We start from the raw sequence: 24464 nt of genomic DNA, 5'->3' as shown, positions 1-24464 counted from the left end.
GGTGAACACTTACAAAGCCCCAGCCGCGAGGCGGGCGCACGCTCGCTGCGCTCCTCACTCGCTCGCTCACGCTCCCTCGTTGCGGTGCTTACGTCGCCTGCGCCCGCTTCGCGGCTGCCCCTTTGAATCCCACCCCAACCGCTCCGCACAGCACCTCACACCTCCCCAGCCTCGCCGCTTCGCGCCTTTATAAGGCGCTCGCGGCGTCCCTCGCGGGCTCCTCGCGCCCGTATCGGGCGCTCGGAGGCGCGCCACAGCATCGTTCATTTATAAGTAGCCGGCGCGCTCGCGCTTGCCCCTTTTATATACCTCGTTGCCAGCGGCAGTCTGCAATACTCACTCCCGGAATCGCTCCCCGGCGCTTCTTAAGTGAGTCCTTCGGTGTCGCCGTGCGCCTCGCGATGTCGAACGCTGTGGAGACGCTTATACGGTGCGCGGCCGTCGCTCTGATATCGATGGACTTCGAGACCACCTTCGGCACGAACGCGCCGGTGATCGGCATGGTACACCTCCCACCTCTCCCGGGGGCTCCGAAGGCACCGGACGACGCCACGGTCGCGATGCGCGAGGCGGTTCGCCGCGCTGAGATCGACGCGAGCGCCCTCGACCGCGGCGGCGTCGACGGGATCATGATCGAGAACTTCGGCGACGCTCCGTTTTATCCCGACGACGCTCCGAAACACGTCGTCGCCGCGGTCGCGCGGGCCGCGACGGCGGTCGCCGCGGAGACCGACCTCCCGCTCGGGATCAACGTCCTGCGGAACGACGCGGAGGCCGCCGTATCGGTCGCCGCGGCGGTCGACGCCGACTACGTCCGCGTGAACGTCCACACCGGGGCGCGCGTCACGGACCAGGGGATCGTCCAGGGGAAGGCCCACGAGACCCTTCGACTGCGCGAGCGGCTCGGCGCTGATCTCGGCGTGTTCGCCGACACGGACGTGAAACACTCCGCGCCGCTCACCGCCGAGGGGCACACCGCCGAGTCGTTCGCGGACACCGCCGAGCGCGGGCTCGCGGACGCCGTGATCGCCTCCGGCCGCGGCACGGGGAAGGCGATAACCGCCGAGTCCCTGCAGGCCGTCGTCGACGAACGCGACGCCCACGGGCTCGACACGCCGGTCCTCGTCGGCAGCGGCGTCCGGACCGACACGGTCGGCGACGCCTTGGAGATCGCCGACGGCGTCATCGTCGGCACGGCGCTCAAGGAAAACGGCGAAACGACCGCGCGGGTCGACGACGACCGCGTGGCCGACCTCGTGGCGCGCGCCGACCAGGTCAGGTGAGAGCTGGTGAGAGCCGGTGAGAGTCGGTGAGATCCGGTTAGTCGTCGGTGTCGCTCGCGTCCGATCGGCGCTCGGCGAGAAATTCCGTCACCGCCTCTCGGGTCGGCAGTCCGCCCTGTGCGAACCGTTCCGTGCAGTTGAGCGCCGCGACCGCAGCCGCGAACCGGACGCCGTCGCCGACCGGTGTGTCTCCTGCCAGTACATCGCCCGTCGGTGCTTCTCCGGCCAGTACATCGCCCGCCGGTGCGTCCCTGGCCGTCCACTGGTCGATGGTCCCGGCGACGAACGCGTCGCCGGCACCGGTCGCGTCGACGACGTCGACGTCGAACGCGTCGAACTCGGAAACGTCTCCGCCCGCGATCGCGGTCATCCCGTCTGCGCCGTGAGTGAGGACGGCGCGCGGCCACCCCTCGCCGTCTCGCTCTCGATCGTGGTCGGTTCGTCGCCGCTGTGCCGCCGTGATCCGCTCGATCGCGACCTCCCGTCCGCCGAAGTAGGCCTCGGCGGCGACGTCGCCGGCGACGAACACGTCCGCGCGGTGGAGGAGCCGGTTGACGGTCGCCGGCTCGGTCCCTCGGCCGACCATCTCCTCGACCGGCCCGGATAAATCGAAGACGAGAGTCGGAGGATCCCGGTCCGCGGGGGCAGCGCGATCGTTCGAATCATCTCGGTCCGTCCGCTCGCTCGGCCGGAGCGAGTCGAGCAGGTCGAGCACCGCCCTGGAAACGGCGTCGGGGGTGTACCCGGTGAGGAATACGACGTCGGCGGCGGCGATCGCCTCGCGGTCGGCCGCATCGAGGCGGAGCCGGCGGAAGCTCTCGCCGGTGGTGACGATGGCGCGTTCGCCCTCGGGGTCGCTGAGTATCACCGACCCCGTGGACGGATCGCCGCCGACCGAGACGCGCGTGTCGTCGACGCCGGTGTCCGCGAGGTGCTCGCGGGCGCGCCGGCCGTACTCGTCGTCGCCGACCCGGCTGACGAGTCCGACGTCGCGTCCGAGACGATCGAGCGCGACCGAGACGTTCGCACCCACGCCGCCGAACGCGGTGGTGACCTCGCTCGCGAACGCCCCGCCGTCCGGCTCGGGGAGATTGCTGACGGCGTACCACTCGTCGATCACCGCGGCACCGATCGCGACGATGGTGGGGGCGGAGGCACCGCTCATCGCGACGGCGTCGTGCGGTCGGCGACGCGGCCGGTGAGTCGGTTGGCGACGCGGCCGGTGAGTCGATCGGGTCCCCCACGAGTCGAGCTGATGTCCGTCGGATCGATCATACCCGTCGTGTTCGACCGCGGGTACCTAACGCTTCGTACCGCGGGCGGCTTACGGTTCGTTTTTCCCCTCGTCCGCTGCCGGTTCCACCGATTCCGCGGAAGTCGCGTCGGGTGACTCCACGGAAGTTTCGTCCGGTGGCTCCGAGGCAGTCGTCTCGTCCTTTTCTGCCTCCTGTGACTTCCGCACGTCACGGAGCGCGTCGACGGGGTCGTCCGTTGCGCTGACGCGCGTCTCCGTCGCCGCGGCCGGATCGAGACGGGCGTCTCCGTCCCGTCGATCCTCCGCGTCCGCCTCGGACGCGTCGGCGTCGTCAGGGGAGGAGCTATCGCCGTCCGATCCGCCGAACAGGTCGCCGATCCACGCGGTGAGTCTGGAGATGAGTCCCATCGTGTGTCTCAGTAGTTTCTGAACAGCAGCGCGCGCACGTCGTCTTTCGTGCGGGCCGTCTCGACGCCGCCGTCCGGCAAGTCGACCTCGTACCGCACGTCGCCGTCGGCCTCCCGCCACTTGTCGTCGTGCGTGTCGAGCAGGCTCATCATCGCGTCGAGCTGGCTGGATCCCTCGTCGCCGTTCACTTCGTCTTCGTCGCCCTCGTCGCCAGTCTCGTCACCGCTGTCTCCGTCTTCGTCGGGGTCGACGGCGTCGTCGGTCGATTCGCCGAGGTCGACGTCCACGCGAGCGAACGGATCGACGGCCGACCGCTCGGCCGCGTCGAGGATCGCCCTGACCAGCTCGTCTTTCGTCATGTCGCTGCGACCGGCGACGTCGAACGCGGCGGCGATCGCGTACAGGTCCATCTCGTCGGCGTCGGACTGCTCGCCATGTTTTCGGTTCCGGGCTTCGAGTCGCTCGCGTGCGAGGGCACGATCGAAGGGTGCCCCGTCTGCGGGCGCGCTCGCACCGTCGCCCCCGACGGCTCCTTCAGCGGCTCCCGAGGCTCCCTCAGCGGCTCCCGAGTCCGCGACGCGATCCGGATCCTCGACGGCGTCGGCGAGGTCGAGGAGGTAGCGCAGGGCGTCCTCGGTGTCGACGGAGGCGTATTCGCCCGCGTGCGTCGCCGCCAGCTCCTCGCGGAGCCTCTCGATCCGGTCGCGCTGGTCGTCGGTGATGTCGAGCGTCGGCATTGTCAGTCGTGGTCCTCCTGAAATCTCGCGAACGCGTCCGCCCAGCTCTCGACGAGTCGGGGCTCGCCCGAGTGATCCGCCTCGACGCCGGCGTATCCGCAGTCGTCGCAGGCGACCGCGGTCGCCCCGCCGAGCGCGAACGTCGACAGCGCCGATCCGCAGCGCGGGCATTCGGGTGACACGGACTATCATGTGGGTGCTGGACGCGAACCCTCAAAAGGACAGGGGGTGAGAAGCGATCCGAGGCGGGAAACGGACGACGGACGGGAAGCGTGGAGCGAGCGGAGACGGAAATCGAGCGGAGACGGAAACCGAGCGGAGACGGAAACCGAGCGGAGACGGAAACCGAGCGGAGACGGAAAACGGACGGGTGGCGGGTGGCGTTCGCGAGAGCGCGGGGGGAACAATCATTATCATCGGCGAAGACGGTCCGCGTATGAGCGAATCGAACGCGGAGAACCCCGTCATGGGGTACTACCGCCGCTACGTCGGCGACCCAGATCGAACGGTCGACGTGTACGCGGGGTTCGGCCTCTTTTTCGCCGGAATCGGTCTCGGGCTCGTCGGCGTCGCCGTGTTCCTATACAGCGCCACGCTCCCGCAGAACACGCTGTCGACGTACGCGGTCCGAGAGGTCGCCGCCGTCGCCGGCGCGGTCGGCCTGCCGGCGCTCTTGCTCGGCATCGTCGTCCTCCTCCCGGTCGACCGCCGGATGGTCTACCTGGCCGGCGTCGGGGCCGCGATCACCCTCGTCGCGACCGGGCTGTTCGTCTGGGCGTACCCGTACAACTGGAACGTCCCCGACTCCGTCGACTACAGCGCGCAGGTCGTCGCGGTTTACACCGTCGGGATCGTGGCCGTCATCGCCGCGACTGGCGGCGCGCTCGTCGCACACCGCGTCGAGCGCGCGACCGGAGGTGCGGCCGGCGGCGGAACGGGCGCTGCAAGCGGCAAAGCGGACGCCGGCGCGGCGGGCGGCGCGTCGGCAGACGACGAGGCGCTCACCGAGGAACAGGTGCGCGCCGACATCGAGCGCGAACTGGCGGACGCGGAGCTGACGTGGGGCGGCGTCGAGCGCACGGAGAGTCGACGGCTGGAACTCGACACGAGCGCCGTCGACGACATCGAGGTCGACCGTGAGCGACTCGCCGGCTCGGCCACCGAGACGCGGACGACGTCCGGGAGCGTCACCGACGCCGTCTCCGAGCTGAAGGGGCTGCAGGGCGGTGAAGCGAAGACGGCCAGCGGCGGGGGAACGGACGACCAGGCCGCCGCGCTCCGGGAGCTCCGCGAGCAGAAGCGGAAGGAGGCAGAGGCCGAGGCTGCGACGAGCGGTTCGATCGTCGATCGGATCAAGAACCTGTTCTGAGCGGTCGTCCATTTATATACCGCGCGTCGCCTAATCCGCACGTGTCACGCGTCACCGTCCGCATCGACCCGCACGTCCACTCGGACGAGAGCTACGACGGGCACGAACCGATCGAGCTGATTCTGGAACACGCGGCCGAGATCGGTCTCGACGCCGTCGTGATCACCGACCATGACGTGATCGGCGAGTCGAAGCGCGCGGCCGAGATCGCCGGCGAGTACGGGCTGATCGGGATCCCCGGTGTCGAGGTGTCGACGGCGCACGGTCACCTGCTTGCCGTCGGCGTCGAGCGGATGCCTCCCCGGCGGAAGCCGTACGCCGAGACGGTCGAATGGATCCACGAGCGCGGCGGAGTCGCGATCGTGCCGCATCCGTTTCAGCGGTCTCGACACGGTGTCCGCGAGCGGAACATCCCCGTGCCGAACGGGGACTCGTTCGCCGCGCCCGACGGTGCCTCCGACGAGATCGGTTCGCCTAGGCACGACGGGGTCGATTCGTCCGGAACCGACGGAGTCGGCGAGGTCGATGAGGTCGGTGAGGTCGGCGAGGTCGATGAGGTCGGTGAGGTCGGTGAGGTCGGTGAGAGAGATAAATCGGATGAGGTGGATGAGGTGGACGCCGTCGAGGTGTTCAACGCGTGGCTGTTCACCGGCTACCGCAACCGACGCGCCCGGAAGTTCGCCGCCGATCACGACTACCCCGGCGTCGCGGCCAGCGACGCGCACCACCTGGAGTACGTCGGCCGCGCGTTCACCGAGTTGGACGTCGAGGGGCGCGACTCCGTCGACGCGGTCACGGCCGAGGACGTCCTGGACGCGATCCGCGACGGGACGACGACGGTGAACGGCAGACGGGCCCCGATCCGGATGGCGGCGAAACACTACGTCGGGGCGGCCGGGCGGAAGTCCGGGTACTACGCGAAGACCGGCGCGCTGCGCGGCTCGGCCGCCGTGGTGCGAGCCGCGACCGAAGTCGTGTCCACGGCCCGCGTCGCTGTGTTCCAAGGGGTCCACCGCCTCTCGCGGGCGCTGTCGTGGTTGACCTGATATCCGACCGTCGAGGTCTGCTGTCGCCGCCGGCGAGATCAGTCGGCGGAAACGCCGCAGTACCGTCGGCCGGCGGGCACTTCGGAGACGGGTTTTTGCACGCGGCCGAGAAACGACCGGACATGAGCCACGACAGACGTGAGGCCGGATTCAAACGGCGGACCCGCGTCGCGGACGCGCTGGCGACGCTGCTCGACGCCGTCGGCCCACACGGCCGGTCCGAGACGGTTCCGATCGACGGGGCTGACGACCGAGTCGTCGCCGAGCCGATCGACGCGCCGACGCCCGTCCCGAGCTACGACAGGGCCGCCATGGACGGCTACGCGGTCCGCGCCGAGGACACGTTCGGCGCGTCCGACCGGTCGCCGGCCGTGCTCCGGGCGGCTCGCGAGGGGAGAACCGCGGCGGGCGACGTCGACGCGATCGCCCCGGGCGAAGCCGCGCGCGTCCACACCGGCAGCGCGGTCCCGGACGGTGCCGACGCGGTTGTCATGATCGAGCGAGTCGAGGCGGTCGGCGACGAGGTGGAGACATTCGACGCCGTCGCCGCGGGAGAGAACGTGGGCGAGGTCGGCGAGGACGTCGCCGCCGGCCAGCGGCTCTTCGAGCCCGGACACGTCCTCCGACCTTCCGATCTCGGTCTCCTGAAGTCGGTCGGTCTCGATGCGGTCCGCACCTACGAGCGTCCGACCGTGGCCGTGATCCCGACCGGCGAGGAGCTGGTGCAGTCGGACCCCAGCCCGGGCGAGGTGATCGAGACGAACGGACTGACCGTCTCTCGATTGGTCGAGCGCTGGGGCGGGGAGGCGCGCTACCGTGACGTCGTCACCGACGACGAGGACGCGCTCGCGGCCGCGGTCGAACGCGATCTCGACGCCGACGTGATCGTCACCACCGGCGGCTCGTCCGTCGGCGAGCGCGACCTGATCCCGGAGGTCGTCGATGATATCGGCGACGTCCTCGTCCACGGCGTCGCGCTGAAGCCGGGACACCCCGTCTGTCTCGGCGCGGCGGACGGTACCCCGATCGTCTCGCTGCCCGGCTACCCGGTCGCCTGCATCGTCAACGCCGCGCAGTTCCTCCGACCGGCGCAAAAGCGGATCGGCGGGACGACGGCCGAGCCGTTTCCGACGCGTCGCGCGCGCCTCGAACGCAAGATACCGAGCGAGCCGGGGGTACGCACGTTCGCCCGAGTGACGCTCTCGAAGGGCGGTGCCGCGTCGGAGGGCGACGACGATCCCGAAGCGCTCCCCGCCGCGACCCCGACCCGTGCGAGCGGCTCCGGCATCCTCTCCAGCGTCGCGCTCGCGGACGGCTGGGTCGTCGTTCCCGAACCCCGGGAGGGCATCGACGCGGGCGAAGTCGTCGACGTTGAGTTGTGGGAGGTGACCGCATGAGCGAGCGCCGGGAGTTCCGCGACCTCGCGACTCCCGAGGCCGCCCGCGAGGCGATCGCCTCGCTCGATCTCACGCCAGAGCCGGAGACGGTGCCGCTCGAAGCGGCCCGCGGCCGCGTCCTCTCCGAGCGAGTCGACGCCGCCATCGACGTGCCGGGATTCGACCGGGCGTCGATGGACGGGTACGCCGTCCGGGCCCGCGACACCTTCGGCGCGGACGAGGCGGCCCCCGCCGAACTCGACCTCGTCGGCGCGGTTCACGCGGGCGCGGCCCCGGACGTGACCGTCGCTCCGGGTTCATGCGCGGAGATCTCTACCGGAGCCGTGATGCCGGACGGCGCTGACGCCGTGGTGATGGTCGAGCGGACGGAAGAACTGGACGCCGGGGGGGCCGAGCCGGCACAGATCGCGGTCCGAACCGCCGTCGCCCCGGGCGACCACGTGATGAGCGCGGGTGCGGACATCGCCGCCGGAACCCGTGCGCTCGGCCCCGGAAGGCGTCTGACCCCCCGCGAGATCGGACTGCTGTCGGCGCTCGGCGTCGACGCCGTCCCCGTCGAGGGGAGACCCCGCGTCGGGATCGTCTCGACGGGCGACGAGCTGGTGCGCCCCGGCGGGGACCTCGACCCCTCGCGCGGCGAGATCTACGACGTGAACTCGACGACGATCGCCGCGGGCGTCTCCGAGGCCGGCGGCGAGCCGGCCCTGTACCCGCACGCCGGCGACGACTACGCCGAGATGGAGCGGCTGCTTCGGCGGGCCGCCGACGAGTGCGACCTCGTGCTCTCGTCGGGGTCGACCTCCGCGAGCGCCGTCGACGTGATCTACCGCGTGATCGAGGAGCGCGGCGAGCTGCTCCTCCACGGGGTGGCCGTCAAGCCCGGCAAGCCGATGCTCGTCGGTCGCATCGATCGCGGCGGGGGTGAATCGACGTCCGGCGACGGATCCGACGAGGGCGAATCGATGTCCGACGGGAGCGACCGCATCGGCGAGTCGGCGTACGTCGGCCTCCCGGGGTACCCGGTATCGGCGCTCACCATCTTTCGGACGTTCGTCGCGCCGGCGATACGAGAGGCAGCCGGGCAACCGGAGCCCGCGACCGCGACCGTCGAGGGACGGATGGGCGTCGCCGAGCGCTACGGCGAAGGGCGACTCCGGCTCATGCCCGTCGGACTGCTCGATCTGGGCGTCGACTACGCGCGAGACGGGGGAGAAACCCGACCCTCTCGACCGCTCGTCTATCCCGTCGACAAGGGATCGGGCGCGACGACGAGCCTCGTCGAGGCCGACGGCGTCGTCGCCGTCGATCCCGATACGGAGTACCTCGACGCAGGCGAACTCGTCACGGTGCAGCTGTTCTCCCCGGACGTTCGTCCGCCGACGCTGCTCGGCGTCGGGGAGGACGATCCGGCGCTCAACCGCCTCCTCGACCGTCTCGACAACCCCAGGTACCTCCCGGTCGGCTCCCGCGAGGGCCTGCGTCGGCTGCGAGACGGCGTCCCTGATGTCGCCGCCGTCGCCGGACCGACCGATCGTGCGGTCGAATCTGTCGATCTCGGCGGGTGGACGCGCGAGTGGGGACTCGCAGTTCCGGACGGGAATCCCGACGACGTGACCGGGATCGCGGACGTCGTCGACCGCGACCTCCGGTTCGTCAACCGTTCGACCGACTCGGGGCTCCGTCGAAGTCTCGACGACGCGCTCGACGAAGTGGCCGCAGATCGGTCGTCCTCGCGAGCGGACCTCGCGGGGCGTATCGACGGCTACGAACGAACCGCTAGGGCGTTCGAAAGCCCGGTCAGAGCGGTGCTCTCTGCGGACGCCGACGTCGGTCTCGGGCTTCGGGAGACCGCGGGTCGGCTCGGCTGCGGATTCGTCCCGCTCGGAGAGCAGGCGGTGTCCGTCCGCGCGTCGCCCGAGCGAGTCGACCGCGACGCGGTGGCGGCACTCGCCGCCGCGCTCGACGGTATCGGTGGGTCGAGCGCCGACGGTACCCCGTCCCCGATCGACGGACTGGCGGGCTACTCGCGAAACAGGCGGAACGAGCCCTGACCGACGACGACCTCGCGCGCGTCACCGTTGATCGAACTCGTGACCGTCATGTCGCTGACGCCGATCGAGCCTCCCGACCTGATCACCTCCGCCTCCGCGCGGAGATCACCGGTCGCGGGTCGGAGGTAGTTCGCGTCGAGGTTCACGGTGGCGACGCCGCCGGCGTACGGGTTCTCGAACGCGGTCCGCTGGGCGACCCCGCCGGCCGTGTCGATAAGCGTCGCCGCCACGCCGCCGTGGATCGTGCCGCCGTCCGCGTTCGTGAGCTTGTCGTCGAACGGGATCGAAAGCACGATCCGGCCCCGCTCGACCGCGTCCACGGACGTGTTCAGCCACGAGAGGTAGCCGTGCTCCTCCTCGATCCGTCGTTCGATGAGCGCTACCGCGTCCGCCGGCAACGGGTCCATCTCGGCGATCTCGGTGCGGTCCATATCTCCCCCTCACCGTCGTCCGGCTTGTAGCCCCCGAAACGCGCAACAACCGGTGGACGGTTGTCACTGGGAGCTTCGCTCCGATCGTTCCCACACCGTATCAGTGATGCCGCGGCAGTCGTCCCGTGACCTGACGCGTCGCCCGCGGTGGCCGAGGCTGGAGCCCGGCGCACCACCGCGGGACAGGTTCCGTGCCGGCTGTTCGCCACGCCATCTGTGAGCCGCACGGCCGACATCGTAACGCGTCGTTATCGACCTCGACCGACATCGACGACCTCGACGATATCGACGACCGGCCGACGTCGATCCCCTAACGGCCCGTCCCGAGCCGGATCGAGTCGTCGCTCCGAACGAGCTCGATCGAAACCTCGTCGCCGATCGCGAACGCCGAGTCCGGACAGACGACCTTCGCGCCGAAGTTCCCGTCGCGAGCCGCGAACAGCGACAGTCCCACCACCCGGTCGCCGTTCGCGAACACGTCCACGGAATCCCACGCGATCCCGCGGCCGCGAGCGACACCGATTCGCGTCCCCAGCAGGGATACGGTGGCTCCGTCCGAGAGGTCGCCGAAAGCGCCGCCGCCAGCGTAATGAGCCAGCCCACCGTCCAGCGGGACTCCGTCGTCGCTCGCGATCGCCGCGAACCGCCCGCGGGGAGCCGGGTGTGTCGGCGCGTCGAGGACGACGTGTGACGGGCCGCGCCCGACGACGGTTCCGGTCCCGTCCCAGCGGACCGGATCGACGTCCACGTCGACGTCGACCGGGAGCGACCCGCTCGCTCGAAGCGCGTTCGCGTCGGGGTCTCGGAATCCGAGGTGGACGTGGTCGGCGACCCACCGGCCGAAAAATCCGGACCGCGTCATCGACCCGAGCGAGTCCCCGACCGCGATTCGATCTCCGGGGGAGACGGCCGGCCTCACGTGGAGGATCCGCGCAACTGTTCCGGGATCGGTTCCTGCCAGCCAACACCACTCGTCGTCGAGGTCGACGACGATCAGGTGGTCCTCGTCCGCGGCGTACGATCGGTCCGGACAGCCGACGGTCAGGGTTTTCCGGACGACGCCGGCGACGGGTGAAATACCCGTGCTTCCGTCGGGGTACAGGTCGATCGCGCTGCCGTCGTCGTGCGCGCGGTACGGCGAGTTGAACCGCGAAAACCGCCGGTACCGTGCGAGGACGTCGGACGACAGCGTGACGGTCATTGTCGTATCGACGACGGCGTTCGATCGACAAGTGGGCGTCGAAACCGTCAGGGTCCGGCGAGCGCGGAGCCGGTCCGCTGGCTCCCGTCAGTCCTCGGCCGGTTCGATCCCCGAGATCACGAAGCGCGCACCGCCTGCGTCGGACTCCTCGACTTCGAGTTCCCACCCGTGCGCGTCCGCGATGTCGCCGACGATGGCGAGCCCGAGTCCGGTTCCGCCGCCGAGCGAGACGCCGCGCTCGGTCACCTGCGAGCGCTGGCTCGCCGGCACGCCTGGACCGTCGTCGGCGACCGCGAGCGCGACGCCGTCTCCCCGGCGCTCGATATCGACGCGCACGGAGACGTCGTCGCCCGCGTGCTCGACCGCGTTACGAAACAGGTTCGAGAGGAGCTGTTCGAGTCGGTCCCCGTCGGCGAGCACGGTAGCGTCCGATCCCTCGACCGACAGCATCGCGTCAGCCGTCTCCAAGCGCGACCAGACTCGTCGCACCGTCCCGTCCAGCGACACGCGATCGAGGGAGTCGACCGACTTCCCCGCTGTCGCCAGCGACAGCAATCCCTCGATCAGGTCGTCCATCCGCTCGTGAGCGTTCGCGGCGCGATCGAGGGCGTCGGCGGCCTCACCGTCGTCGTACCGGGCGAGTTCCACGGCCGCGGTCGCCGCCGAGAGCGGGTTTCGGAGGTCGTGAGAGACCACGCCGGCGAAGTCCTCTAACCGCTCGTTTTGGCGTTCGAGCTCCGCCTCGCGCCGCTTAAGTTCGGCCTGTCGGCGCTCTCTCGCGGTCACGTCCCGGAGCAGGAACACGTGTCCGCGGTCCGTCCCTCGAGGGTCGGTGATGGGGTCCGCCTGGATGTCGAACTGTCGCCCGCCGATCGCTATCGGGCGTTCCACGCCGACCGCCAACTGGGGGAAGACGGTCGACAGCGACGACCCCACGGCGTCCGGTGGGAGTAACTCCTCCGCCGCCGGATTGAGGTCACGTATCTGGCCGTCCGATCCCGCCACTATCACCGGATCCTGCATGACCTCGACGGCCGTGTCGCGAGCGACGACTGCGGCGTCCAGCGTTCCGAGCCAGAAGACGGTTCCGTACAGGAAGACGCCGTGGACGACGAGCGCAGTCGGGAACCACTCCACGTGCGCGTAACTCCCGACGTCGATGACGGTCACTGCACCGGCGAGGAACGGAATCAGCGTCCCGAGAAGAATCACGAACGTCTGTAGCCGATAGCGGTTCCCCGTGCGGTTGTAGAGGTCGACGACGACGAGGACACCGACGACACAAAGCGCGTAGGCGTACAGCAGGAACCCCACGTCGGCGAGTCCCAGCTCGAACGAGAGCAGCGTGAACGGGCTCTCCGTCACGGTCGTTAGCGACCGTCGAGAGAGCCCGTGCGTGCCGCTCGACCAGGCAGCCAGTACCCAGACGAACGCGGGCGTCGCGAGCGCGACGACACGCTCTTCGGTTCGCCAGCGGTCGTGTCCGGAGAACGCGAGCACGAACGCCATCCAAATCCCGGGGACGGCGGCGATCAACGGGGTCGCGAGGTTGAGAGTCACGACCATCACCAACTCGCTCGCGCTCACGACTCTGAGCGCGTACAACAGCGATATCCCGCCGCCGCAAAGCAGGTACAGCGCGACCTCCGTCCCGCCCGGTTCGGCTCGGTCGTTCCACGCGTCCCGACCGAGCCCCAGCCCGATGACCCCGGCGAGCACACAGGCGAGGAGGTACGCCTGCACCGGTAACGCGCCGAGATCGCTCATCAGTATATCACTCCTCCGACCCTCGGCAAAACCTTTGTGTCATACGATGCCCCGTCGAAATCCGACGTTCACTCTCCCGAACCAGACGACGGCTCCGTTCGAAACCGGTTTGCCGGCGTGTGTCGTGGGATCGGTATGCGCGTCGTGAGAGGGCCGGCGAGCGACCCCGCGTCGGACCGTGAGCGAACCGCGGAGTTGCTCGCGGCGGCGGCCGACGGGACACCGGGGATCCGGACGTGGACGCCTCCCCGACAGGTCGCATTCGGTCGGCGCGACGCCGGCGAAGACGGGTTCGAACGCGCAAAGTCCCTCGCGACCGAACGCGGATATCGCCCCGTCGAGCGGGACGTCGGGGGGCGAGCTGTCGCGTATCCCGGGAACACGATCGCGTTCGCGCACGCCATTCCGCTCGACGACAATTTCGGCGGTGATGACATTGATCGCGACGGCGAAGGTGTAGATTGCGCCGGAGAAGGTGTAGATCGCGGCGTCGGAGACGCGGAGCGCGGTGTGGACGGCCGCAGCGCGCCCGGCTCGATCGAGGGGCGTTACGAGCGGGCGACGGTGGCCGTCGTCGACGCGCTGGAAGCGCTCGGCGCGGACGTCGCTCGGGGCGAACCGCCGGGGTCGTTCTGTCCCGGGAATCACTCGATCCGCGTCGCCGGGGGTGGGAAGCTCTCCGGGATCGCACAGCGGGTTCGGAGCGACGTCGCGCTCGTCGCCGGCTGTCTCGTCGTCACTCGGGCCGACGCGAGTGAGTTTGCCGCGGTCACCGAGTCCGTCTACGGCGCGCTCGGCGTTCCGTTCGATCCGAGTACGGTCGGGTGCGTGGCGGACGCGGGCGGCCCGACCGATCCGAAACGGGTCGCTCGGGCGATCGAAAACGCGTTCGTGACCGGTCCGTGGGGAGACGGCGACCGCCGCGTCGTGCGGATCGGCGCGGACGATTGAGCGGTGGAGGCGGTGCCCGTTCCCCCGGCGATCGCGGCCCGCTGACGGATCGCGCTTTCGACGTGCTTTTTATTCGCGGGGGTCTCGGTTCGCCCATGGCCGAATTCAAAGTCGTCATCGCCGACCCCGACACCGGCGAGACGTTCCAGCGAGAGGTCGACGGACAGGACGCAAACCGGTTCCTCGGGCGCGAACTCGGCGACGAGATCGGCGGCGACGCCGTCGGGCTCTCGGAGCACACGATCGCCATCACCGGGGGATCCGACGAGACCGGACGTCCGATGCGCGAGGACGTCTCCGGTACCCGCCTGAAGGAGCTGCTCCTGGAGGGGGGCGTCGGCTTCAAGCCGTCCCGAGAGGGCGAGCGCAAGCGAATCACCGTCCGCGGCCGCGAGATCGACAACGACGTCGCCCAGATCAACGTCTCCGTCGTCGACGGCGACGACGTCGCCGCCGCGCTCGGCGAGGACGCGGCCGACGACGCGGACGACGATGCGGACGACGACGAGGAGTAACCCGCAGATTCTCGATGCCCCGCGTTCCCTCCGACGACGAGGGTGTCGCCTCGATCCGCGTCTCTCTCGCCCGGAGCGGCGGCACCCGTCGGCCCTGCGTGCGGATCCCCGACGACGAGCTTGCAGGACGCGTCGAGTCCGGACGCTGCGAGTCGCTGACGATGAGCGCCGGCGACGTGATCAGAGTCGTCATCGAGCGCGAGGAGTACCACGCCCCCGTTACGGCGAACGGTGACGGGCGGATCGTCCGGGGGGCGTTCGACAACCGGCGGCTCGCTCGGGAGATCGGCGACGGAGCGAACCGGCTGGTCGAGTGGCTCGACGCGAACGACCGCGAACCGGGCGACAGCGTCGTGCTCGACGTCGTCGTTCCCGGCGAGTTATACGGATTCCGGATCCCGGGTGAGCGGACGGTGTACGAGGCGAACCGCGGCCCCCGATCGTCACTCGCTGACATCGCGCGAGATCTCGACGGGTGAGATCGGCGCACGATAGGGTGACTGTACCGGTTCCCGACACCGGCCGCCGACCGGCTCGCCGGTCGGATCGCTTATTCTCGTTCGGGACGGATCCCGGGGCATGAGAGAGGTCGACGCGGATCTGACGGCGCTCGACCGCGGGATCATCAACGCCTTTCAGGGCGGGTTCCCGGTGACCGGGCGGCCGTTCGAACCGGCCGCGGCGGCGCTCCGGGAGCACGGCGTCGACGTGACGGGCCCGGAACTCTGCGAACGGGTGCGCGAGCTCGACGAGGCGGGGATCCTCTCGCGGTTCGGCGCGCTCGTCAACGCCGAGGCGATCGGCGGCGCGGCCTCGCTCGTCGCGATGCACGCGCCGGCGGACCGCTTCGACGCGGTCGTCGAGACGGTCAACGAGTTCACCGAGGTCGCGCATAATTACGAGCGGGAGCACCCGCATCTCAACGTCTGGTTCGTCGTGAGCGTCGCGGACCACCCGGACCCGGACAAGGACGGGAGCGACCGGGTCGAGGAGGTGCTCGCCGACATCGAGGAAGCGACGGGTCAGGAGACGTACAACCTGCCGAAGCTCCGGGAGTTCCACGTGGGTGCGAGATTCCTCGTCGACGGTCCGGTCGCCGACGGCGACGTCGACCTGTCCGATCTCGGTCCCGCGGTCGCTTCGAGCGATCGATCGACGCTCATGCCCGACGAGCGCGACCTCGTCGTCGAGATACAGGGCGGACTCCCGATCACGGAAACGCCGTACGCCGACGTGGCGGCCGCGCTCGACGCCGACCGAGACTGGGTGATCGAGACGATAAAGCGCTTCGACGCGGAGGGGAAGGTGCGCCGCGTGGGCGTCATCCCGAACCACTACGCGCTCGGGTACACGGAGAACGGGATGACGGTCTGGGACGTCCCGGAAGCGGCCCTCGACGAGGTCGGTCCCGCGGTCGCGTCCCTCGATTTCGTCACGCACTGCTACGAGCGTCCGCGTCACGCCGGGGTCTGGGAGTACAACTTCTTCGCGATGACTCACGGGCGGACGGAGGCGGAAAGCGAACGTCGCATCGCTGAGGTGAAGGAACTGATGGACGAGCACTGGGACGTCGGCGCGGACGACTGGGACACGCTGTTCTCGACCCGTATCCTGAAGAAGACGGGGATCCGCATCGGCGACCGCGCCGACAGCAACACGGCGTGACCTTCTCGTGATTCCGCTGTACCACGATTTCACCGGCGAGACGGTACTCGTGATCGGCGGCGGATCCGTGGGCACCCGGAAGGCGTCGCGGTTCGCCGACGAGGCCCGGGTGGTCGTCGTGAGCCCCGCGTTCGACGACCTGTTGATCGATCTCGCGGCGGATGACGGGGACGCCGCCGGTCCCGGGGTCGATCTCGTCCGCGCCGCCCCGGACGCCGAGGCGGTCCGCGACTGGATCGAACGGCTCGCACCGGTGCTCGTGGTCGCCGCCACGGACGACGGAGCCGTCAACGCGGCGGCCGAGGCGGCCGCGCTCGACGCGGGAGTACTCGTCAATCGAGCGGACCGTTCCACCGCGGAGCGCTCCGCCGATCGCGACGCCCGGAGCGCGGTCGTTCCGGCGACCGTCGAGGACGACCCGGTCAGCGTCGCCGTCTCCACCGGGGGCGCGAGTCCGGCGCTCGCGAAGGCGCTCCGCGAGCGCGTCGAGACCGAGATCGAGGGAGCGGGAGCCATGGCCGAACTGTCCGGCGACCTCCGGACGGAACTCAAAGACCGGGGCGTCCCCGCCGAAACGCGCCGTGAGGCGATCCGACGAGTCGTGCGATCCGAGGGGGTTTGGAAGGCTTTACAAAAGGGGAGATCCTACGGTCGGAACGAGGCAGATTCCGTGATCGAGGAGGTACTCACCCGATGAAGGAGACGGGGGCCGTCAGCGGCGTGAGCGTCGCCCATTCTCGCGCGACCGTCGACGAGATAGAGGCCGCGGGCGGCGACGGCGTCCGCGCCACCGTCTCCGACCTGCTCGCGCGCGACGGCGTCGAGGAGGCCTTCGCGCTCCAGACGTGCAACCGCTCGGAGGCGTACGTCGTCACGGACCGAACCGTCGACGGGACGGTCGCGCTGGAGTCGTTCGCGCCCGACGTGCGCGGCGGCGCGGTCCGCCGACTCGACCACGAAGAGAGCCTGGAGCACCTGATGCGCGTCGCCTCCGGGCTGGAGTCCCTCGTGCTCGGCGAGGACCAGATCATCGGCCAGTTGCGCGAGGCGCACGAGGAGTCGAAGTCCGCCGGCGGCATCGGTCCCGTCCTGAAGGACGCGGTGACGAAGGCCCTCCACGTCGGCGAGCGCGCTCGCAACGAGACGTCGATCAACGAGGGCGTCGTCTCGCTCGGCTCGGCAGCGGTTCGGTTGGCGGCGACCGAGATCGACCTGACCGACGGGTCCGCCGTCGTGATCGGTGCCGGGCAGATGGGGATGCTCGCGGCACGGACGCTCGACGACACCGCGGTCTCGGAGATCGTCGTCGCGAATCGAACCGTCCCGAACGCGGAGTTCGTCGCCGAGGAGGTCGACACGCCCGCCGAGGCCGTACCGCTGGCCGACCTCCGCGCCGTGCTCCCCGACGCGGACCTCGTGATCGCGGCGACCGGGAGCCCGGATCCGGTGGTCGGTCCCGACCACCTCGCGGACGCCGATCGGCTCGTCTGTATCGACATCGCCCAGCCGCGCGACGTCGATCCCGCTGCGGCCGACCGGCCCGGAGTGACGCTCTACGACATCGACGCCTTGGAAGACGTCACTCGCCGCACCCGCGAGAGCCGCGAGGAGGAGGCGCGGCGCGTCGAGTCGATCATCGACGAGGAACTCGACCGCATCCTGCAGGCGTATAAGCGCAAGCGTGCCGACGACGCCATCTCCGCGATGTACGCCGGTGCCGACCGCGTCAAGGCGCGCGAGGTCGATCGCGCGGTGTCGAAGCTGGAGGCCCAGGGCGGGTTGACCGACGACCAACGCGAGACCGTGGCGGACATGGCGGACGCCTTGGTCGGCCAACTCCTCGCTGCGCCGACTCGATCGCTGCGCGACGCGGCCGGCGAGGATGACTGGGAGACGATCCGAACGGCGCTCCGGCTGTTCGATCCCGAATTCGACATGCCCCCGAAGGGTCCGGGCGGGGCGTCCGACGACGCTCCGGCGAACGCCCCCGCCGGAGCCCCAGACTCGGTCGCTGAAGAGCTCGACGACTGATCGGCTTCCGCCGTCTTTTATTTACACAGCCCCGTATCCGTCCGCATGGAGCTATCCGAGTACGTTCGACGGCTCGACGATCGGCTGGACACCGCCGCCTACGCCGACGTCGACGCCAGCGCGAACGGGTTACAGGTCGGCCCCGAGGACGCCGACGTCGGGCGCGTCGCGTTCGCGGTCGACGCCGCGGCGGCGACGATCGAGGCCGCGGCCGACGCCGGCGCGGACGTCCTCGTCGTGCACCATGGGATCTCGTGGGGAGGCATCGACCGCGTCACGGGACGGGCCTACGATCGGATCGAGGCGCTCGTCGAGAACGACCTCGCGCTGTACGCGTCCCACCTCCCGCTCGACGGTCACTCGGATCTCGGTAACGCTGCCGGCGTCGCGGCCGAGATCGGGCTCGTCGACCGGGAGCCGTTCGGCGAGATCGGCCCGGTCACGATCGGGACGATCGGCGAGACCGACGCGCCGCGCTCCGCCGCCACGATCCGCGAGACGCTCGACGGATTCGACGGCCAGCCGGACGGCGAAGGGGTTCCGACGCGGGTGCTCGAGTTCGGACCCGACGATATCGAGCGCGTCGCGGTCGTCACCGGCTCCGGCGTGGACTGGTTCGACGAGGCGGTCGCGGCCGGTGCCGACGCGCTGGTGACGGGAGAGGGGAAAGGGCAGGTCTACCACGACGCGCGGGAGGCCGGGGTCACCGTCTTCCTCGCGGGCCACTACGCGACCGAGACGTTCGGCGTCCGGTCGCTGGCGTCGCTGTCGGCGGAGTGGGGCTTGGAAACGGAGTACGTGAGCCACCCGACCGGGCTGTAGGCTTCCTCTCGGAAGCGAGCGACCGCCGCCGAACGCAACCCTTACCGCTCGCGTCCCCGCAGTTCGGGTATGCGCGATCACTTCGAAATTCGGGACCACGACGCCGCCGGGCGGATCGGCCGGCTGGAGGTCCCTCGCGCCAGTGTCACGGTCGAGACGCCGGCGCTGTTGCCGGTCGTCAATCCGAACGTGCTCACGGTCGAGCCGCGGCGGCTCCGCGAGGAGTTCGGCGCGGAGATGCTGATCACCAACTCCTACATCATCCGGAGCACGGACCGCATCCGCGACCGCGTGCTCGACGAGGGACTTCACGATTTTTTAGGGTTCGACGGCGCGATCATGACCGACTCCGGTTCCTTTCAGCTCGCCGAGTACGGCGACATCGACGTGACAACCGAGGAGATAATCGAGTTCCAGCGGCGGATCGGCAGCGACGTGGCGACCCCGGTCGACGTCCCCACGCCGCCCGACGTCGACCGCGAACGCGCCGAGCGGGAGTTGGAGACGACGAAGCGAGCGCTCGCGGACGCGGAGGCCGCCGACACCGGAGAGATGCTGGTGAACGCGCCGGTCCAGGGCTCGACGTTCCCCGATCTCCGAGAGGCGGCGGGCCGCCACGCGAGCGCGACCGATCTGGACGTCTTCCCCGTCGGCGCGATGGTCCCTCTTTTGAACGCCTACCGCTACGCAGACGTCGTCGAGGCAGTTCGGGCGGCGAAGCGCGGTCTCGACCCGGACGCGCCGGTCCACCTGTTCGGCGCGGGCCACCCGATGATGCTCGCGCTCGCGGTCGCCGCGGGCTGTGACCTGTTCGACTCGGCCGCCTACGCGCTGATGGCCCGGGACGGGCGGTACCTGACGGTGTCGGGCACTGAGCACCTCGAAGACATGGAGTACTTCCCCTGCTCCTGTCCGGTCTGTGCCGAGCACACGCCCGCAGAGCTTCGGGCGTTGGATGGGAGCGACGGGGACGCCGACCGATCAACGGAGGTGCTCCTCGCCGAACACAACCTCCACGTCACCTTCGAGGAGCTCCGCCGCGTGAAGGCCGCGATCCGGTCCGGGAACCTCCTCCAGCTCGTCGATCAGCGCGCGCGCGGCCATCCAGCGATGCTCGACGGGCTCCGGACCCTCCTCGATCACGCTGACGAACTGGAGCGCACCGACCCCGTCTCGAAGGACGCGTTCTTTTACACCTCCCACGAGTCTGCCCGCCGGCCGGAGGTTCGTCGACACCACGACCGGCTCTCCCGGCTGGCGATCCCGGAGCGGCTCCTGCTCACGGAGTCGAACGCCCCCTCGACCCACGACTACGACGCCGTCTGGCGCGTCAAGCCCCCGTTCGGCCCGTTCCCGCGCGCGCTCTCCGAGACCTACCCGCTCACCGCGGAGGTCCCCGACCGAGTCGACGTCGCGGCGCAGGTCGCCGCGGCCGACGGGGTCGCGAGCCTCGCCGCGGCGAATCCGAACGCGTCGATCACCCTCGGCCACGACGACTGGGGCGACGCTGCGCTGGAGCGGATTCCCGAGGGCGTCGAGACGGAGAATCTTCAGTCGCTCGGCCGATAAGGTACGCCCGTCTCGCCGCGGAACACAACACAGTTGAGCGTCCCCCGTCGAGTGGGCGTATGACCGACCACTTCGAAGTCCACGAGCGCGACGGTGCCGCCCGTCTCGGTGAGCTCCGGCTCACCGATCCGGTGACGACGCCGGCGCTCGCGGACCCGTTCCTCGCGGACTCGGGGAGTCTCTGGGCTGGCGGGCGCGAGGTGCCCGACGGCGACGACGGCTCGCTCACGGTACTGCCGCACCGCTCGTTCCCGGCCGGGACCCGCGAGGAGGTCCGCGAGTCGTTCGCGGTCGATCACCCGGACGCCGACTTCCCGACGGCGGCCGTCGTCGACAGCGCGGGGGCCCGCGACGCCGGCGCTGACGCGTACCTGCTCTCGGACGCGCAGGGGTTCGTCGGTCACGGCGAGGCGTTCCGGGACGCCATCGTCTCGGCGAAAGAGGCGCTTCCGTCCGACACCGCGCTGTTCCTTTCGGGGGTCGCCACGCCGCTGAACGTCGCCCTGCTCGCGTACGCCGGGGTCGACCTCGTGGACGCGACGCTCGCGCGGACGAAGGGGACGCAGGGGATGTACCTCACCGCGGACGCGGAGCACTTCCTGGAGGACCTCGACGAACTGCCGTGCGCCTGCTCCGCCTGCGCGCAGTCCCGCGACGAGTTCACCCGCGCGGACTGCGCCGAGCACAACGTGAACGCGCTCCGCGCCGAGCTGCGGCGGGTCCACGAGCGGATTCGTTCTGGACGGCTCCGAGACTACATCGAAGGGCAGACCCGCCACGAGCAGTGGCTCACGGCCGCGTTCCGCGAGTTCGACGACCAGTGGTCCTACATTGAGGAGCGGACGCCGCTGATGCGCGACGCCGAGGTGACGGCGGCGACCGCGGAAACGCTGGATCGCGTCGAGATCCAGCGGTTCGCGGACCGCGTGACGAGCCGATACCGAAACCGGTTCACGGACCAGCCGCTCGTGCTGGTTCCCTGCTCGGCGACGAAGCCGTACAGCGACTCGCAGAGCCACCGCCAGTTCCACGACGCGATCCAGTGGCGCGGGCACACCGTCTCGATGACCTCGCCGATCGGCGTGGTGCCCCAGGAGCTGGAGACGACCTACCCCGCACAGCACTACGACGCGGTCGTCACCGGAGACTGGAGCGAGGACGAGATCGGGTTCGTCGCCGAGGTGCTCCGCCGATACGTGGAGCGGAACGACTACTCGCGAGTGATCGCGCACGTCCCCGACCACGGCTACCGCGAGATCTGCGAGCGCGTCGAGGGCGACCCCGCGGTCGACGTCCCCTTCGAGTACACCTGCGTCGGGCACCCGACGACCGACGAGTCGCTCGGGGAGCTGAACGCCGCCCTGCAGGGCGAGCCCGCCTATAGCAAGCGCGAGCGCGAGCACAACACGGTCCGAGCGCTCGCCGATTATCTGCTCGGCGACGGCGCGGGCGACGACCTGTTCGGCGGCCCCGGTGAGGCCGACATTCGCACCACGGGCCGGTATCCCAAGCTCCAGGTGTGGGGCGATGACCCGGACGCCGGTCGCGAGAGCGAGCCCGGCGAACAGCTCGCAACGATGGTACCGCAGTACGGCACCCTCTCGTTCACCCTCGCCGGCGCGCGGCGGTGGGTCGCAAGCGACGCACCCACCAAACGGATCGAGATCGACCCGTTCGTTCCCCACGGCTCCGTGCTCGCGCCCGGTGTCGTCGACGCGGACGACGACATCCGCGTCGGCGACGAGGTCGTCATCGAGGGGCCGAAGGCGTTCGCGGTCGGCCGTGCCGAGATGTCCGGGCCGGAAATGGTCGATTCGACCCGCGGCGTCGCCAGCGAAGTCCGCCACGTCGACGAGACGTAGCGATCTCGCGGGAACGTGACGGATCATCGCTCCCGTCGACGATTCACACCTCAACGCCCGACTCTGACGCCTATTTATAAGTCCCAGTGCGGTGGCGTGCGCCTCCGAGCGGCCGCTAATAAGCGGCCGCGAGCAGGGAGGGACCGGAGGTCCCTCTGATAGCTGTCGACGGAGCCGCCGGCGAGAGCCCGCACGAAGTCGCCGACGCTGCTCGCCGGCTGCCGGAGAATCTTCGATTCTCGCTGGACGCGGCGAACGGAGTGAGCCGCGAGGCTGGGGCTTTGGAAGTGTTCACCGCATCGCCGATAGCAACGATCATTTTTAAGTGAGCGGCAGCGAGACGCGAAGCGCCTCTGGCAGCCGCCGGCGACTGGGGCGTCGGAGAGTGTTCACCGCGCAGTCAACGATTTATAGGAAGCGACAGGGAATTTGGAGGTATTCATCGTTGATCCGCCGTTAACGACTTATAAGCGAGCAGAGGCCGAATTAGCGGTGACAACCCCATCGACGGCGGTGACGTCTTATAAATCGATGAGTTATTCGTCGGGCGACCGCCGCGCGACCTCGTGGCGGCCGAACCCGTACCGGAGGCGGTTCGCAAGCCGGTGCGAGAAGCGACCCTCGTTGCGCGAGTCGTATCGCTCGGCGAGCGCCTGGTAGATGAGCGGCACGGGGACCTCCTGTTCGAGCGCCTCCTCGACGGTCCACGTGCCCGTGGACCCGCCGGCGACGTGGTCCGCGACGTCGCCGAGGTCCGAGCCCTCCTCGCGGAACGCCTCCTCGCACAGCTCGAGCAGCCACGACCGGATCACCGCGCCGTTGTTCCACGTGCGCGCGACAGACTCCATGTCGAGGTCGTACCGACCCTCAGTGAGCAGTTCGAACCCCTCGCCGTACGCCTGCATCAGCGCGTACTCGACGCCGTTATGGACCATCTTCACGTAGTGACCCGACCCGGACGCGCCCATGTGGTCGTGACCGTCCGGCCCCGTCGCCACCGCGTCGAACACCGGCACGAGCGTCTCGTAGGCCCACTCCGGGCCGCCGATCATCAGCGAGAACCCCTCCTCCGCGCTGGCGGGACCGCCGGAGGTCCCGCAGTCGAGATAGGCCGCATCTGTCTCCTCGGCGCGCCGAACCGATTCGTGAAAACGCGAGTTGCCGCCGTCGACGACCACGTCGTCGTCCGCGAGGTGCGGCTCCAAGTCCGCGAGGGTGGCGTCCACCGCGTCGCCCGCGGGCACCATGAGCCAGATCCGTTTGCCGTCACTCCCCTCGCCCCCGCCAGATCCGTCGAGCCGGTCACAGAGGTCCGCGACCGAGTCGGCCGGCTCCGCTCCGTTCTCCGCCGCGGTCGCCGTCGCCTCAGCCGAGAGGTCGAACGCGACCACGTCGTGGCCGGCCTCCACGGACCGGTTCGCCACGATCTGTCCCATCCGCCCGAGTCCGATGACGCCGAGTTCCATGCGCGAGGGGTGGCGACCGTCCGCCGTAGTGGTTCCGATTCCGCTGCCGCGCACTCGGATTTCCCGGCCTCGAAGTTCGTTCCGCCACTTCGCGCAAGCGTTTTGAGCGCGACCTGCGAGCACGACCCATGGGACGGGTGAACGAGACCAACGTCGAATGGACCGTGACCGAAAAGGGAGACGCACGCTTCCGCCGGAAGCAACTCGCCGAGGCCGCCGGGGGCGAGCGGATCGGTTGTAGCCTCTACGAACTCCCGCCCGGCGCGAAGTCGTGGCCGTACCACTATCACACCGCCAACGAAGAGGCGCTGTACGTCTGCTCGGGCGAGGCGCTCCTCCGACTCGGCGAGCGCGGCGGCGGCGACGACTCCGCTCGGATCGCCGCTGGCGACTACGTCGCGTTCCCGGCGGACGAGTCGGGCGCGCACCGCGTCGTCAACGACGGCGACGAGCCGGTCAGGTACCTCGTCGTCTCGACGATGATCGAACCCGACGTGACGGTCTACCCGGACTCCGGAACGTTCGGCGTGTTCGTCGGATCCCCGCCCGGCGGCCGCGAGGAGCGCTCGCTGTCGGGGTACTATGATCTCAACGAAACCGTCGATTACTGGGCGGGAGACGACGACGACGCGGAGTGA

23 protein-coding genes are annotated in these 24464 nt (G+C 69.8%); 15 read left to right on the top strand and 8 right to left on the bottom strand.

What is annotated here, in order from left to right; genetic code table 11:
* The first annotated feature begins 455 nt into the window (after positions 1 to 455).
* The gene (locus tag ACFQEY_RS16740) at positions 456 to 1283 is read left to right on the top strand and encodes a BtpA/SgcQ family protein (protein ID WP_379770810.1); all 828 of its coding nucleotides are present in this window, start codon (positions 456 to 458) and stop codon (positions 1281 to 1283) included.
* Between the two features lie 37 nt (positions 1284 to 1320).
* Here the strand turns inward: ACFQEY_RS16740 and ACFQEY_RS16735 are convergent, their stop codons facing one another.
* The 4 genes from ACFQEY_RS16735 to ACFQEY_RS16720 all read right to left on the bottom strand — a co-directional run bounded on the left by ACFQEY_RS16735 (position 1321) and on the right by ACFQEY_RS16720 (position 3865).
* Complete coding sequence (locus ACFQEY_RS16735) at positions 1321 to 2448, bottom strand: carbohydrate kinase family protein (RefSeq protein WP_379770807.1); 1128 nt, start codon at positions 2446 to 2448, stop codon at positions 1321 to 1323.
* 159 nt (positions 2449 to 2607) lie between these two features.
* Positions 2608 to 2946: a hypothetical protein gene (locus tag ACFQEY_RS16730; RefSeq protein WP_379770805.1), complete on the bottom strand. Its 339-nt coding sequence runs from the start codon at positions 2944 to 2946 to the stop codon at positions 2608 to 2610.
* A gap of 8 nt (positions 2947 to 2954) precedes the next feature.
* Positions 2955 to 3683: a hypothetical protein gene (locus ACFQEY_RS16725; protein ID WP_379770803.1), complete on the bottom strand. Its 729-nt coding sequence runs from the start codon at positions 3681 to 3683 to the stop codon at positions 2955 to 2957.
* A gap of 2 nt (positions 3684 to 3685) precedes the next feature.
* Entirely contained in the window at positions 3686 to 3865 is a 180-nt protein-coding gene (locus tag ACFQEY_RS16720) for a zf-TFIIB domain-containing protein (RefSeq protein ID WP_379770801.1), read from the bottom strand.
* Positions 3866 to 4119: 254 nt separating this feature from the next.
* On the opposite strand from ACFQEY_RS16720, the gene ACFQEY_RS16715 reads away from it, so the two are divergent.
* The 4 genes from ACFQEY_RS16715 to ACFQEY_RS16700 all read left to right on the top strand — a co-directional run bounded on the left by ACFQEY_RS16715 (position 4120) and on the right by ACFQEY_RS16700 (position 9546).
* Positions 4120 to 5052, top strand: coding sequence for a cell division protein CdpA domain-containing protein (locus ACFQEY_RS16715; protein WP_379770799.1), 933 nt, complete (start codon positions 4120 to 4122; stop codon positions 5050 to 5052).
* 41 nt (positions 5053 to 5093) lie between these two features.
* Entirely contained in the window at positions 5094 to 6098 is a 1005-nt protein-coding gene (locus ACFQEY_RS16710; RefSeq protein WP_379770797.1) for a CehA/McbA family metallohydrolase, read from the top strand.
* 122 nt (positions 6099 to 6220) lie between these two features.
* Complete coding sequence (locus ACFQEY_RS16705) at positions 6221 to 7495, top strand: molybdopterin molybdotransferase MoeA (protein WP_379770795.1); 1275 nt, start codon at positions 6221 to 6223, stop codon at positions 7493 to 7495.
* The gene (locus tag ACFQEY_RS16700) at positions 7492 to 9546 is read left to right on the top strand and encodes a molybdopterin biosynthesis protein (protein ID WP_379770792.1); all 2055 of its coding nucleotides are present in this window, start codon (positions 7492 to 7494) and stop codon (positions 9544 to 9546) included. The genes ACFQEY_RS16705 and ACFQEY_RS16700 overlap by 4 nt, the downstream gene beginning before the upstream one ends.
* Here the strand turns inward: ACFQEY_RS16700 and ACFQEY_RS16695 are convergent.
* The 3 genes from ACFQEY_RS16695 to ACFQEY_RS16685 form a co-directional block, all read right to left on the bottom strand.
* Complete coding sequence (locus ACFQEY_RS16695; RefSeq protein ID WP_379770790.1) at positions 9516 to 9977, bottom strand: PaaI family thioesterase; 462 nt, start codon at positions 9975 to 9977, stop codon at positions 9516 to 9518. The two genes, ACFQEY_RS16700 and ACFQEY_RS16695, sit on opposite strands and share 31 nt — an antisense overlap.
* 310 nt (positions 9978 to 10287) lie before the next feature.
* On the bottom strand, positions 10288 to 11178 hold the full coding sequence (locus ACFQEY_RS16690) for a DUF8155 domain-containing protein (RefSeq protein ID WP_379770787.1): 891 nt from the start codon (positions 11176 to 11178) through the stop codon (positions 10288 to 10290).
* A gap of 87 nt (positions 11179 to 11265) precedes the next feature.
* Positions 11266 to 12945 (bottom strand): sensor histidine kinase, encoded by a 1680-nt coding sequence (locus tag ACFQEY_RS16685; RefSeq protein ID WP_379770785.1) that lies wholly within the window; start codon positions 12943 to 12945, stop codon positions 11266 to 11268.
* A 135-nt stretch (positions 12946 to 13080) separates the two neighbouring features.
* Here ACFQEY_RS16685 and ACFQEY_RS16680 point away from each other — a divergent pair, with 135 nt between their 5' ends.
* The 9 genes from ACFQEY_RS16680 to arcS all read left to right on the top strand — a co-directional run bounded on the left by ACFQEY_RS16680 (position 13081) and on the right by arcS (position 22360).
* Entirely contained in the window at positions 13081 to 13896 is an 816-nt protein-coding gene (locus tag ACFQEY_RS16680) for a lipoyl protein ligase domain-containing protein (RefSeq protein WP_379770783.1), read from the top strand.
* A gap of 95 nt (positions 13897 to 13991) precedes the next feature.
* Positions 13992 to 14411, top strand: a complete 420-nt coding sequence (locus tag ACFQEY_RS16675; RefSeq protein ID WP_379770781.1) for a 30S ribosomal protein S6e — start codon at positions 13992 to 13994, stop codon at positions 14409 to 14411.
* Between the two features lie 14 nt (positions 14412 to 14425).
* Entirely contained in the window at positions 14426 to 14890 is a 465-nt protein-coding gene (locus ACFQEY_RS16670; RefSeq protein WP_379770778.1) for a DUF7112 family protein, read from the top strand.
* A 100-nt stretch (positions 14891 to 14990) separates the two neighbouring features.
* On the top strand, positions 14991 to 16076 hold the full coding sequence (gene ahbB, locus ACFQEY_RS16665) for a siroheme decarboxylase subunit beta (RefSeq protein ID WP_379770776.1): 1086 nt from the start codon (positions 14991 to 14993) through the stop codon (positions 16074 to 16076).
* A gap of 7 nt (positions 16077 to 16083) precedes the next feature.
* Positions 16084 to 16773: a precorrin-2 dehydrogenase/sirohydrochlorin ferrochelatase family protein gene (locus ACFQEY_RS16660; protein ID WP_379770773.1), complete on the top strand. Its 690-nt coding sequence runs from the start codon at positions 16084 to 16086 to the stop codon at positions 16771 to 16773.
* A complete protein-coding gene (hemA, locus tag ACFQEY_RS16655; protein ID WP_379770771.1) occupies positions 16770 to 18107 on the top strand; it encodes a glutamyl-tRNA reductase in 1338 nt (445 codons plus the stop codon). The genes ACFQEY_RS16660 and hemA overlap by 4 nt, the downstream gene beginning before the upstream one ends.
* Positions 18108 to 18152: 45 nt before the next feature.
* Positions 18153 to 18929, top strand: coding sequence for a Nif3-like dinuclear metal center hexameric protein (locus ACFQEY_RS16650; protein WP_379770768.1), 777 nt, complete (start codon positions 18153 to 18155; stop codon positions 18927 to 18929).
* A gap of 69 nt (positions 18930 to 18998) precedes the next feature.
* Positions 18999 to 20498, top strand: coding sequence for a tRNA guanosine(15) transglycosylase TgtA (tgtA, locus tag ACFQEY_RS16645; RefSeq protein WP_379770766.1), 1500 nt, complete (start codon positions 18999 to 19001; stop codon positions 20496 to 20498).
* A 59-nt stretch (positions 20499 to 20557) separates the two neighbouring features.
* Positions 20558 to 22360: an archaeosine synthase subunit alpha gene (gene arcS, locus ACFQEY_RS16640; protein WP_379770764.1), complete on the top strand. Its 1803-nt coding sequence runs from the start codon at positions 20558 to 20560 to the stop codon at positions 22358 to 22360.
* A 536-nt stretch (positions 22361 to 22896) separates the two neighbouring features.
* Here the strand turns inward: arcS and ACFQEY_RS16635 are convergent.
* A complete protein-coding gene (locus ACFQEY_RS16635; protein WP_379770958.1) occupies positions 22897 to 23865 on the bottom strand; it encodes a decarboxylating 6-phosphogluconate dehydrogenase in 969 nt (322 codons plus the stop codon).
* A gap of 89 nt (positions 23866 to 23954) precedes the next feature.
* Here ACFQEY_RS16635 and ACFQEY_RS16630 point away from each other — a divergent pair, with 89 nt between their 5' ends.
* The gene (locus ACFQEY_RS16630; RefSeq protein WP_379770762.1) at positions 23955 to 24464 is read left to right on the top strand and encodes a cupin domain-containing protein; all 510 of its coding nucleotides are present in this window, start codon (positions 23955 to 23957) and stop codon (positions 24462 to 24464) included.

Origin of the sequence: Halorubrum trueperi, from assembly GCF_042662525.1 — an archaeon.
In the GTDB taxonomy this organism is placed as follows: Archaea; Halobacteriota; Halobacteria; order Halobacteriales; family Haloferacaceae; genus Halorubrum; species Halorubrum trueperi.
The sequence above is the reverse complement of the archived record's forward strand: the minus strand, read 5'-3'. Positions and strand labels throughout refer to the sequence as shown.